Below are 12899 nucleotides of genomic sequence, written 5' to 3' on the forward strand. Positions count from 1 at the left end.
ACAAGAGCTTCAACAAAACACAAGCGGCTCACAGCTCGTGGCTCATAGCTATTTAAAACAAGGGCTTCAAGAGATATAAGTAATCCGCAGCTAAAAGCTAAAGGCTAAAAGCTAACAGCTCACGACGTACAACGTTGTATTCCGCTACTATTTCCTGCAACACTTCCGCGGCGGGTTTTATCTCATGAATGAGTGCGCTTACCTGTCCTATTTCGAGTTCTCCTTCTTCGAGGTTGCCCTCAAACATCCCAGCTTTGGCGCGTGCTCTGCCTAGCAGTGTTTTCAGTTCTTCTATGCTGGCGCCATTGTCTTCCGCCTGCTTTACAGATGCGTAAAAGTGATTTTTGATCAGGCGTACAGGCGTAAGTTTTTTCAGGCTTAGCATGGTATCTCCTTCCTGTGCCTGTACTACAGCTTGTTTAAAATGATCATGGGAAGAAGCTTCCGGTGTGGCTACAAAGCGGCTGCCTATCTGTACGCCGGATGCGCCTAGTGCAAACGCGGCTACCATGGCTTTTCCGGAGCTGATGCCACCAGCAGCGATAACGGGAATCTTTACCTTTTCACATACCGCAGGGATTAACACCATAGTGGTCGTTTCTTCCCGTCCGTTATGTCCGCCTGCCTCAAAGCCTTCTGCTACTACAGCATCTACGCCGGCAGCTTCGCTTTTGAGGGCAAAGGCAGCACTGGATACCACATGTACTACCGTAATGCCTGCTGCTTTTAATACCGGTGTCCATGTTTTAGGATTGCCGGCAGACGTAAACACTATTTTTACCCCTTCTTCAATAATGATTTGCATCAGCCTTTCAATATCGGGATAAAGCAGAGGTACGTTTACACCAAATGGTTGATCGGTAGCCAGCTTGCATTTACGGATATGTTCCTGCAATACATCGGGATACATACTGCCTGCACCAAGCAGGCCAAGGCCGCCCGCATTGCTAACGGCGCTGGCTAAACGCCACCCGCTGGCCCATATCATCCCTGCCTGAATAATAGGATACCGGATGTTAAATAGCTGTGTAATATGCTGCTGCTGTACTTTGTCCATGATGAATGGTCCGTTATGATTCCTGTCGAAGTTAGGGAAATTAACGGATTGTAGACCATGCAGCTGCTACCTGGTACGGATACGGCAAAACGCTCCACCAGGCTGTTATACAACGATGGTAATTAACCCAGATCTATTTCTGTATTGTCTCCTATGTTCAGGCTCTGGCTGAGGCCACGGATGTTGGCATCACTGCCTATCAGGGAAGATTTAAGTACTACTTCATACAGGTTGCTGAAAGACCCGATAATGGAATCCTTTACAATGGAGTAGTTAACCACGGTATTATCGCCAATAGCTACATTGGGACCAATAATGGAGTTTTTGATATTACACCCTTCACCAATGCTTACCGGTGGGATAATAATGGTGTTTTCATAAGGGAGTACAGGGTTACTGGCCAGCTTGTACTTCTTCAGCAAAATGGCATTGGTTTCCAGCAGGGTGTCCTTACGGCCGCAGTCAAACCAGTTACTTACTTTAAATGGACTGAAGCGTACACCATGTTGTATCATACATTCCAGCGCATCGGTGAGCTGGAATTCGTCGTGCGATTTTATCTTGTTGTTAATATTGTCCTGCAGGCATTGATACAATTGCTGGCTTTCCTTGATCTTGTAAAGCCCTACCAGTGCCAGGTTGGATTTGGGGATCTGGGGTTTCTCCACCACCCTGGTAATATTGCCGTTATCATCAATTTCGGCTACCCCGAAATTACGGGGATCATCTACTTTTTTCAGCCCCAGCATGGAGTAAGGTGATTCAATCACCTCTTTAATATTACACTCGGTAATAGTATCGCCTAATACGATCAGCATCTCATCGTTTTGTACGATATCGCGGGTAAGCAGGATGGCATGACCAGTACCTTCCCGGCTGTTCTGCTGCACAAAATGACAGGTAAGATCAGGATACTTGCTTTCTACATAATGCTGGATCTTTTCTCCAAGATACCCCACTACAAATACAAACTCTTTGATACCGCCTTCTACCAGCTGGTCCATGATGATGCTCAGGATGGTTCTGCCAGCAAGAGGAATGAGCGCTTTAGGTTGTGTGTAGGTATGTGGTCTTAGCTTGGTGCCAGCACCAGCTACTGGTATTATGGCCTTCATGTATATGCAGTCGTTAGGTTTAGATGAATGACACCCGTGTGTTGCGCAAGTATGGTAATATAATGCGCCATAACAAATGGTGCTTTCCCCGTTGCGGCGAAATTAGTGTAATTTTCTTTAACAGACACTGATAACGGTCAGTTACCCGTACTGCTCCCTTTTAATGTATAGCTAAAAATAAAATATCAGCCCTGTAAGCTGGCAGCCGGGCATGTTTGCCTACCGTTGCTCCATGCTTCGTTGGTTAAAATTGCATTTCATCTGGCTTTAGTTTATTTTTGCAGCAAATTTTTAGGCATCATGCAAAGAGATCAGCAAATATTTGATATTATCCGCCAGGAACTGGAGCGTCAGCGTCACGGCATTGAATTGATTGCTTCCGAAAACTTTACCAGTTTGCAGGTAATGCAAGCCATGGGTACGGTGATGACCAACAAATACGCAGAAGGTTATCCGGGCAGGAGATATTATGGCGGATGTGAAATTGTGGACCAGAGTGAACAACTGGCCATAGACAGAGCTAAACAAATATTTGGGGCGGCATATGCCAACGTACAACCACACTCCGGTGCCCAGGCCAATGCGGCTGTAATGCTGGCTATCCTGCAACCTGGCGACAAGATCCTGGGACTGGACCTCAGCATGGGCGGACACCTTACCCACGGTGCTAGCGTAAACTACTCCGGAAAGCTGTACCAACCCCTGTTTTACGGGGTGAACCGGGAAAGCGGCCTGGTAGAGTATGATAAAATGGAAGAAATAGCCGTAAAGGAAAAACCAAAGTTGATCGTTTGCGGGGCTTCTGCTTACAGCAGAGACTGGGACTATAAACGTATCCGTGCTATTGCAGACCAGATAGGTGCTTTTGTAATGGCAGATATTGCACACCCTGCTGGTATGATCGCCAAAGGATTACTGAACTCTCCTTTCGAACATTGCCACTTTGTAACCACTACTACCCATAAAACCCTTCGTGGACCTCGTGGTGGTATGATCCTGATGGGCAAGGATTTTGAAAACCCATTTGGTCTTAAAACACCTAAGGGAGAAATCCGTATGATGAGCTCCCTGATAGATACCGCTGTATTCCCTGGTATCCAGGGCGGTCCGCTGGAACACGTGATTGCGGCGAAGGCTATCTCCTTCTTTGAAATCCTGACAGATGAGTACACTGCTTATGCCCGCCAGATGCAGCAAAATGCACAAGCCATGGCAAAAGCATTTACCGATAAAGGTTATCAGATCGTTTCTGGCGGTACCGATAACCACCTGATGCTGATCGATCTGCGCAACAAAAACATCTCCGGTAAAAAAGCAGAACAAACTTTTGTGAAAGCAGATATCACCATCAACAAAAACATGGTGCCGTTTGACGATAAGTCTGCTTTTGTTACTTCTGGTATCCGCGTAGGGGTGCCTGCAATTACTACCCGCGGCCTTACTGAAACCCATATGCCGCAGATCGTGGAATGGATCGATCAGTTGATTATGGATGCGGATAACGAATCCCTGATTACCAGCGTAAGGGGAGAAGTAAATAGCTTTATGCAGCAGTTCCCACTGTACCCTGAATTATAATATAAGCGTAACCGCTTTAAATAATAGAAAGCCTCCGGTCATCCGGGGGCTTTTTTATGACAGGTACCGGATGTACCAATATTTTCAGCCCATTTTTGAAATCCCCTCCCAGCACACCTTTCCCCCCAACCTTTTATTTTTCCGGCACCATTGCAAAAAAATATTTGTTCGTTTCAAAAAAATATTAATACTTTTATAGTGTACTAGATATCTAGTACACTATAAAGCCTACATCATGATCCACATTGAGCAGCTGCATTTCAGCTATCGAAAACACAAACCTTTGTTTGAAGGACTTAACCTGCAATTGGAAGCCGGACACATCTACGGCCTGTTGGGCAAGAACGGGGCCGGTAAGTCTACCTTATTAAAGCATATCAGCGGCCTGCTATTTCCACAGGGCGGTTCCTGCAAAGTCATGAACTATAACAGTATGCACCGGCAACCGGGATTCTTACGGGAACTTTTCCTGGTGCCGGAAGAATTTTATTTGCCTAATGTGCGTATCAGCAGTTACGTAAAGAGTTACGCCCCTTTTTACCCGCACTTTAACAAGCAGGAGTTTTCACAATACCTCCAGGAGTTCAGCATCCCACCGGATCAGAAGCTCACCGACATGTCGTATGGACAAAAGAAAAAAGTGCTGATCAGCTTTGCCCTGGCGGCTAATACAAAGGTGCTGGTGATGGACGAGCCTACCAACGGCCTGGATATCCCTTCCAAAAGCCAGTTCCGCAAAGTAATTGCAGCAGCTGTCAGCCCCGAAAAGTGTATTGTAATTTCCACCCACCAGGTGCGCGATCTGGATAATCTGATCGATAGTATCGTAGTCATAGACGAACATCGTATTATATTCCGCCAGGATATCGCTACGGTAACGGATAAGTTGTGCTTTAAAGTAGTAAGTGATATGGCAGACCCCGCCAAAGTATTATTTGCCGAAAGCTCCCTGAGAGGACATGCTGTTATCCTGGAAAATGATAATGGGGAACATAGCAAAATAGACATGGAACTGCTTTTCAACGGACTGCTTGCCAATACAGCCCGTATTCAACAAATCTTCAACTAATCTTTTCCCCCTATGCACACGAACAACGTTTTTAACCTGAACAGGTTTGGATTATATATAAGAAAACACCTGGTAGATAATTACCGCTTATACGGGATGTCTATGGTAGTACTGTTTGTACTGGTTTTAGTGGTAATGGTCACTACCTACTTCACGCGTGGCACGATTAATAAAATTACTGATATACTGCCTATGTATTGTATAGGTATCCTCTTTTCGGGTATGATCTTTACCAGTGCCTCTTTTAGCGAATTTGCCAATAAGCCCAAAGGTGTCAATTACCTGATGCTGCCGGCTTCTCACTTTGAAAAATTCTTAACCGTATTTTTATTTACTACCATTGGATTCCTGGTGATCTACCATATCGTATTCTATGGGGTGTATTTGTGGATGGATGCCATTGCTTTTTCCCGTACCCAGAAACATATGCTAAATGACCTGGCCTCTGACAGAGGTATTACTAAAACGCTTGCGTTCTATTCCTGTTTTGTATGGTTTTTACTGCATAGTATTTTCTTATTAGGTGCTACCTGCTTTGAAAAGTCCAGCTTTCTGAAAACGATATTTCTGCTGGTGATCGTTCTTTTCTTACTCTATCTGATCAATACCCTTTTTCTGGAATTATTCTTCGGCAGTAAGTTGCAGGCATGGAATCATCATGTACCCATGTTGCTGGTAGCCCTGAAAAAAGAAAGGACTACCAGCGGGATGGGGTACTCCTTTGATACCCTGGTATTCCTGCCTAAGCAGATGCAGCACATATTCGCGTTTGCCGGTACCTACCTGATTATCCCCTTTTTATGGGTAGTGGCCTACTTCCGGTTAAAAGAAAAAGAAATTTAATATACAGCATGCGATAAATTCTTGATTATGGAGTTCAGAGATTCACAAGCTATCTATCTGCAAATAGCAGACTACTTGTGTGAACAGATTTTACTAAACAAGTGGCAGGCGGACGAAAGAGTACCTTCTGTTCGTGAACTGGCAGTGTCGCTGGAAGTAAATCCCAACACCGTGATGCGTACCTGTGAGTTTTTACAGCAAAAAGAAGTGATCTACAATAAAAGAGGTATTGGCTATTTCGTGGCGCAGGATGCCGTGAAGAAAGTGAAGCTGCTGAAAAAAGAACGCTTCCTGGAAAATGAACTGCCGCAGTTCTTTCGTAGTATCTATTTACTGGATATTGACCTGGATGAATTGAAATCTCATTACGAAAAATTCAAAAGGTCCAACTTCAAATAATTTAAAACTAACAATCATGAAAACCAGTAATAAACTGTTGCTGATATTTTTTATTACCCTTGTTTCACTCATGCTGATCTCAGATACGATACTGTGGTCCAATGCTAAAAGAGGTGTGTATGGCGAAAATATCTTTGGGCAAAGGGAAGAAGATAACCTCTCCCGTACTAATGCACCATTGCAGCCCTTTAAAGTGATTAAGGTGGAGACACATGAAGAACAGTGGTGGGTAAACGTAACATTGGCGGGAAAATATGCTGTGAGTAATTTCAGCATGAAAGATTCAGCCCTGGCTTCCTTTCGCCAGGTGGGAGATACCCTCATTTTACACCCTATACGTGCTGATCGTGACCGCCTGATAAATGTCTATTGTCCTGAATTTACTACTTTAATTCTGGAGGATAATACCAAAGCAACTGTCAGCCTCTTTAACCAGAGCCAGTTTACGGTAAGGGCAGGGGAAAAATGTGTAGTGAACCTGAGCAGTACAAAATTCAGGTCGCTGGATTTGCGCGGAGGAAAACAAAGTGCTGTTGTTTTTAACTATGGTTGTGAAATTGATACCCTGCACATGGCATTGGGCAAAGGAAGTGATTTCAGGTCCAATGATGTGCCTTTCAAACAGGTGGATATGGAAATGGACGAGTGGGCTGTGTTTAGTGTGGATGGCCGGTCTATTCCTGCTATGAAACAAGTAAAATAAACAGCAGGATACTATTATGCTCAGCAATGTTTCCCCATAAATCCCTGCATAGGCAGCACCGCCGGATTGCAACAACGGCTTACACATGCAGGGAAAAAAGGGCTGACCAATTTTTTTTTGGCCAGCCCTTTTATATAAATCGGTCTGTTACGGAACGTCAGAATTGTGTAGCCAGGTAAGCCATATTGCCCATCCCTACTTCAATGGCGCTTTCATCGATATCAAACGTAGGCGTATGTACGCCGGAGGTAATACCTCTCGCAATATTGCCGGTACCCAACCGGAAAAAGCAGGCAGGTACGATCTGGGAATAAAATGCAAAATCTTCTGCTCCCATCCTTACCTCTGTATCTTCCACATTGGCTTTACCCAGGTAATCTTCAGACAGTGCGCGGGCTTTTGCTGTTACTTCCTCATTATTATACAGGCAGGGATAGCCTACCAGTATTTCAATATCTATTTCGGCACCCATGGCATGTACCAGTTCGGTGGCCTGTTTTTTGATCAGCTCATGTGCTTTAAACCGCCAGGTTTCATCCATCGCCCGGAAGGTCCCCATCAGTTTTACTTCACTGGGGATCACATTGGTGGTAAAACCGCCATTAAATGCGCAGATGGACAATACAGAAGGTGAAAACGGATTGTTGTTCCGGCTGATGATCTGCTGCAGGCTTACCACCAGGTGCGATGCTACCAGGATGGTATCTACCGTGAGGTGAGGAGCAGCGGCATGGCCGCCTTTGCCTTTGATCGTAATATAGATCTCATCGGCACTGGCCATATACTGTCCGCCCCGGAATCCCAGCTTGCCGGCTTCCATAGTAGGCTGCACATGCATACCCAGGATAGCATCAGGCCGGGGATTTTCCAATACCCCTTCTTTGATCATCAGGCTGGCGCCCCCCGGATGTTTTTCTTCTCCCGGCTGAAACAACACTTTTATCGTTCCTTCAAAATGATCTTTTACGGTCTGTAATATTTTGGTAGCACCCAGTACACAGGTAGTATGCACATCATGTCCGCAGGCATGCATCACCCCCTCGTTTTTCGATTTATAAGGTACATTGTTGGCCTCCGTGATAGGAAGTGCATCAATGTCTGCCCGGATGGCAATAGTCTTGCTGGAGGGGTGCTTTCCCTCAATAGTAGCTACTATACCTGTGCCCGCTATGCCGGCCTGGTAGGATACACCAAATTCATCCAGTTTTTGCTGAATGAATTTAGAAGTTTCATACTCCTGGAAAGAAAGTTCAGGGTGGGAGTGAATATGATGCCGGATATCAATAAATGCAGGCGCTAATTCTTTGGCCAGGGCTTTAATTCGATTCTTCATTCGATAGTTCTTTATCCAGGGATACATTGATAATAGCAGGTACTACAAATACACCACCGGAAAATACATTGGATAACTTGTCCCTGAGTTCACTGGCTTCTTCCCGCGTTTTAAAATCACCTATCCGTACTTTAAAATAAGGGGCCTGGAAATCAAGGTAAGTGCGGTAATCAGGATATAATTGCATCACCCGCGCTTTGGCTTCATTCGCTTCCCCGCGTTTATTGGTGGTGATCACCTGTACCCGGAAACCAGACTGGTTACGGATAGCCAGGGTATTAATGTAAATCTGTTTCTTGATCAGGATGTCTATACGGCTGTCTTTTACCACCTGTACACCGGTATTGCTGGCAGACAGGGTATTATCCTGCGCCATCGCCATTGCACCCATCAGTAAACACACTGCCAGACTGAATATTTTTTTCATTATCATGATTTGATTAACTGCTCTTTTACTATTGCTACGCTGGCACTGCATCCCAGGCGCGTTGCTCCTGCTGCTATCAACTCTTCCGCGAAGGCTAAGGTACGTATCCCGCCAGAAGCTTTTATTTGTATATTTTGCGGCAGATGCCGGCGCATTAACTGCACCGCTGCTACCGTAGCCCCTTTCTCTGCATAGCCGGTGGAGGTTTTTACAAAATCCACCTGGTATTTGCTATACAGCTCACAGCATTTAATGATCTCTTCCTCCAATAATATGCCACTTTCGATAATTACCTTAATTACTTTGTGCTTGCTGCGGATAATGGGCATCACCGTAGCGATCTCTTTTTCCAGGTATTCCCAGTCATTATTCTTTAATGCTGAAATATTGATCACCATATCCAGCTCATCCGCATCATCTACGATGGCCAGCACCGTTTCTGCTACCTTGGCTTCCAGGGCGGAATAACCGAATGGAAAACCAATAACGGTAGCTACTTTGCTGGTAGTGCTCCCCAGGAATGTTTTAGCCAGTTTTACAAAAGGGGGTGGTACACAGGCTGCTGCAAAGTTATACTCCACTACTTCCATACAAAGCTGCCTGATATCTTCCAGCGTGGTGGTTGGCTTTAAAACAGTGTGATCAATATAACGGGCTAATTCCATGACACTTGGTTTTTCAGGGACAAAAATAATCCAATTCCTGCTAATATGATAATAAAGCAGGGTATCCCCAAATAACAGCGGGTGCCCCTTGCTGGAGACACCCGCTGCATAATGATATGTATGGGTAAGGATTATAAATCTTTACCGTGGCATTGTTTGTATTTTTTACCACTGCCACAAGGACAAGGATCGTTACGGCCTACTTTAGGACCTACCTTTACCGGTTCAGGTTTTCCCTGTTCTGCATTGGTGGCATATTCAGGCGCTTCATGCCCGTTGCCCTGGTCTTCAAAGTTCTCGTGTGTGGTACGCATGCGGCTCATATCGGTCTTTTCTTCATGCCCTTCGCGGATAACTTCCTGCTGACGGCTTTCCTGATCCTGGCTCACGGGAATACCAGATTTGCACAGGAAGGAAACGATATCGCGGCTGGTATCGCCATCCATTTGTTTGAAGAGATTAAAGGCTTCAAACTTGTAGATCAGCAAAGGGTCTTTTTGTTCGTACACCGCACTCTGAACAGATTGTTTCAGGTCGTCCATCGCACGCAGGTGCTCTTTCCAGGCTTCATCAATCAGTGCCAGCGTAATGCTGCGTTCCAGGGCATTCATGGTTTCATGACCATTGGTATCTACCACTTTCTGCAGGTTAGCCAGTACATTGATCCCTTTCTTGCCATCGGTAAATGGTATAGAAATGTTTTCAATATGGTGGCCTTGTTCTTTGTGTATCTGCTTGATCACCGGCAAAGTATTGGCAGTCAGTTCCTGTACTTTACGCTGGTAGTTTTTCTTCGCTTCCTGGAACAGCTTGGTGGTCAACGCATTGATATCTGTTTTGGCCAGCTCGTCCCTGGTAATTTCCGAGTCAATGGAGAAGTTCATGATAGCATCCAGCTTGAACGCTTCATAATCCCCGCTTTCCCGGTGGGTAGTCACCATATTTTCTGCTACATCATAAAATGCATTGTCAATATCGATGGCCAGCCTTTCGCCAAACAGGGCGTGGTTACGTTTAGCATAGATCACCGTACGCTGCTTGTTCATCACATCATCATATTCCAGCAAGCGCTTACGGATACCGAAGTTGTTTTCTTCTACTTTCTTCTGCGCTCTTTCAATGGAGCGGGTGATCATGCTGTGCTGGATCACTTCGCCTTCCTTGTAGCCCATACGGTCCATCAGGCCGGCAATACGCTCAGAACCAAACATACGCATCAGGTCATCTTCCAGGGATACGAAGAACTGCGAAGTTCCGGGATCACCCTGACGACCGGCACGGCCACGTAACTGCCTATCCACACGGCGGCTTTCGTGTCTTTCTGTACCAATGATCGCCAACCCGCCGGCTTCTTTTACGCCAGGCCCCAGCTTGATATCCGTACCACGACCCGCCATGTTGGTCGCAATGGTAATAGCTCCTGCCAAACCTGCTTCGGCTACAATCTGCGCTTCACGGGCGTGTTGTTTCGCATTCAGTACATTATGTGGCACCTTTTCAAAAGTGAGCATCTTACTCAGTAACTCAGATACTTCCACTGAGGTAGTACCTACCAGTACCGGGCGGCCATTGGCCTGCAGCTGCTTCACTTCTTCAATAACAGCCCTGTATTTATCTTTCTTGGTTTTGTATACCAGATCCTCTGCATCCTTACGGGTAATAGGCAGGTTGGTAGGAATGGTAATGACATCCAGTTTGTATATTTCCCAGAACTCACCCGCTTCTGTTACCGCAGTACCCGTCATACCCGCTAATTTGTGGTACATACGGAAGTAGTTTTGCAGGGTTACGGTAGCAAAGGTTTGGGTGGCTGCTTCCACTTTTACATTTTCCTTGGCTTCAATAGCCTGGTGCAAACCATCAGAGTAACGACGCCCATCCAGTATACGGCCGGTTTGCTCATCTACGATTTTTACCTTGCCATCCATCACCACATATTCCACATCTTTGTCAAACAGGGTATATGCTTTCAGCAATTGCTGTACAGAGTGGATACGGTCGGATTTTAAAGCGAAATCCTGTAACAGCACATCTTTGCGTTGCAGTTTTTCTTCAGACGGAATATCCAGCTTTTCGATTTCTGCTATTTCAGAACCTACATCCGGCATTACGAAGAAATGCTGATCTTCTCCGGCCTGGGTGATCAGGGCAATCCCTTTTTCTGTCAGGTCTACGGTATTGTTCTTTTCATCGATAGAGAAATACAGGCCTTCATCTACTTTAGGCATTTCACGTTGCTGATCTGCCAGGTAGTGATTTTCTGCTTTCTGTAATAATACTTTATGACCGGATTCGCTGAGGTATTTGATCAGGGCGCTGCTCTTGGGTAAACCCCTCCAGGCACGCATCAATGCCAAACCACCGGTTTTAGGGTCGTCTTTCCCTTCACCAATCAGTTTTTTGGCTTCCAGCAGGTACTGGTTCACCACTTTTTTCTGTGCTTCTACCAGGTGCTGTATTCTTGGTTTGAGGGTATGATATTCCTGTTCTTCTCCACGGGGGATAGGACCGGAAATGATCAGCGGGGTACGCGCATCATCGATCAATACGCTATCCACCTCATCCACCATCGCGTAGTGGTGTTTGCGCTGCACCATTTCATCCGGGCTGTGTACCATGTTATCACGCAGGTAGTCAAAACCGAATTCGTTGTTGGTACCATAGGTGATATCTGCCAGGTAAGCCTCCCGGCGTTCCTGGGAGTTGGGTTGGTGTTTATCAATACAATCTACGGTGATACCCAGGAATTCAAAGATAGGGCCGTTCCACTCAGAGTCACGACGGGCCAGGTAGTCGTTCACCGTTACGATGTGCACACCTTCGCCAGCCAGGGCGTTGAGATAAGCCGGCAGGGTGGATACGAGGGTTTTACCTTCACCCGTAGCCATTTCCGATATCTTACCGGAATGTAATACGGAACCACCTATCAGCTGTACATCATAGTGTACCATGTTCCAGGTAACATCACTGCCAGCTGCCTTCCAGGTATTTTGCCAGGACACTTTGTCACCGTTGATGGTGATATAATCCTTTTTTACTGCCAGTTCCCGGTCCAGCTGGGTAGCGGTAGCTACCAACGGCTCGCCCTGGGAAAAACGGCGGGAAGTTTCTTTTACTACTGCGAAAGCCTCCGGAAGCAATTCTTTTAAGATCTCTTCGATCTGCTTATCGCGGTCTTTCTGTAATTTATCTATATCCTGATAATAAGTATCTTTTGCTGTTACATCTTCCGATTGGTCTGCTGCCGATTTCTTTTCAGCAATGGCGGCATCTATGGAAGAGAGATGAGCTTTAATACGCTGGCGGAATTCCTGCGTTTTATTTCTAAGGTCGTCAATAGGCAGGGATTGCAATTTGACATACTCCTCATTTACCTGCTTCACTACCGGAAGGATGGATTTAATATCTCTTTCGGATTTATGCCCTCCAAAAAGCTTTGTTAAAAAACCTAACATGTTTAATTACGAATTATCGATTACGAATTACGATTCCAGACGGTGAGTTCCATAAATGAACAATAACTGCAGTGGGCTGGTAGGCTACTGTACACTATCGTTTTTTAGTGGCACTGTCTTCTGTTTCTCAAATATTGTGCTTGAAACGCAGTATGTCAAGGTGTCAGTTTGTTGCTGCGGCTGTACAAGGCCCGTAAAATTAGGAATTATTTGCAGATAGACCGGGAAAATAGTTGTGTTTATGCAAGCATAGCC

At 45.6% G+C, this 12899-nt stretch carries 11 protein-coding genes; 5 read left to right on the plus strand and 6 right to left on the minus strand.

What is annotated here, in order from left to right; translation table 11 throughout:
* Positions 1-97 precede the first annotated feature (97 nt).
* Together ABR189_RS21315 and ABR189_RS21320 are read right to left on the minus strand one after the other, a co-directional pair.
* Positions 98-1057, minus strand: a complete 960-nt coding sequence (locus ABR189_RS21315; RefSeq protein WP_354662503.1) for an NAD(P)H-dependent flavin oxidoreductase — start codon at positions 1055-1057, stop codon at positions 98-100.
* A gap of 122 nt (positions 1058-1179) precedes the next feature.
* Complete coding sequence (locus ABR189_RS21320; RefSeq protein ID WP_354662504.1) at positions 1180-2172, minus strand: sugar phosphate nucleotidyltransferase; 993 nt, start codon at positions 2170-2172, stop codon at positions 1180-1182.
* Positions 2173-2472: 300 nt separating this feature from the next.
* On the opposite strand from ABR189_RS21320, the gene glyA reads away from it, so the two are divergent.
* The 5 genes from glyA (at position 2473) to ABR189_RS21345 (ending at position 6764) form a co-directional block, all read left to right on the plus strand.
* Positions 2473-3750, plus strand: a complete 1278-nt coding sequence (gene glyA, locus ABR189_RS21325; RefSeq protein ID WP_354662505.1) for a serine hydroxymethyltransferase — start codon at positions 2473-2475, stop codon at positions 3748-3750.
* A 235-nt stretch (positions 3751-3985) separates the two neighbouring features.
* A complete protein-coding gene (locus ABR189_RS21330) occupies positions 3986-4819 on the plus strand; it encodes an ABC transporter ATP-binding protein (protein ID WP_354662506.1) in 834 nt (277 codons plus the stop codon).
* Positions 4820-4831: 12 nt separating this feature from the next.
* The gene (locus ABR189_RS21335; RefSeq protein ID WP_354662507.1) at positions 4832-5662 is read left to right on the plus strand and encodes a hypothetical protein; all 831 of its coding nucleotides are present in this window, start codon (positions 4832-4834) and stop codon (positions 5660-5662) included.
* A 27-nt stretch (positions 5663-5689) separates the two neighbouring features.
* A complete protein-coding gene (locus ABR189_RS21340) occupies positions 5690-6061 on the plus strand; it encodes a GntR family transcriptional regulator (protein ID WP_354662508.1) in 372 nt (123 codons plus the stop codon).
* Between the two features lie 16 nt (positions 6062-6077).
* Positions 6078-6764, plus strand: coding sequence for a hypothetical protein (locus tag ABR189_RS21345; RefSeq protein ID WP_354662509.1), 687 nt, complete (start codon positions 6078-6080; stop codon positions 6762-6764).
* A 157-nt stretch (positions 6765-6921) separates the two neighbouring features.
* On the opposite strand, the gene ABR189_RS21350 is transcribed toward ABR189_RS21345, so the two are convergent.
* The 4 genes from ABR189_RS21350 to secA form a co-directional block, all read right to left on the minus strand.
* Positions 6922-8097 carry a M20 metallopeptidase family protein gene (locus ABR189_RS21350; RefSeq protein ID WP_354662510.1) on the minus strand — a complete coding sequence of 392 codons (1176 nt, stop codon included), beginning with the start codon at positions 8095-8097 and terminating at the stop codon, positions 6922-6924.
* Complete coding sequence (locus ABR189_RS21355) at positions 8081-8524, minus strand: SPOR domain-containing protein (RefSeq protein ID WP_354662511.1); 444 nt, start codon at positions 8522-8524, stop codon at positions 8081-8083. Before ABR189_RS21355 ends, ABR189_RS21350 begins: the two co-directional genes overlap by 17 nt.
* A 2-nt stretch (positions 8525-8526) precedes the next feature.
* The gene (gene deoC / locus ABR189_RS21360; protein WP_354662512.1) at positions 8527-9189 is read right to left on the minus strand and encodes a deoxyribose-phosphate aldolase; all 663 of its coding nucleotides are present in this window, start codon (positions 9187-9189) and stop codon (positions 8527-8529) included.
* Between the two features lie 131 nt (positions 9190-9320).
* Positions 9321-12644, minus strand: coding sequence for a preprotein translocase subunit SecA (secA, locus tag ABR189_RS21365; protein ID WP_354662513.1), 3324 nt, complete (start codon positions 12642-12644; stop codon positions 9321-9323).
* Positions 12645-12899 lie beyond the last annotated feature (255 nt).

The organism is Chitinophaga sp. H8 (assembly GCF_040567655.1).
Taxonomy (GTDB): domain Bacteria; phylum Bacteroidota; class Bacteroidia; order Chitinophagales; family Chitinophagaceae; genus Chitinophaga; species Chitinophaga defluvii.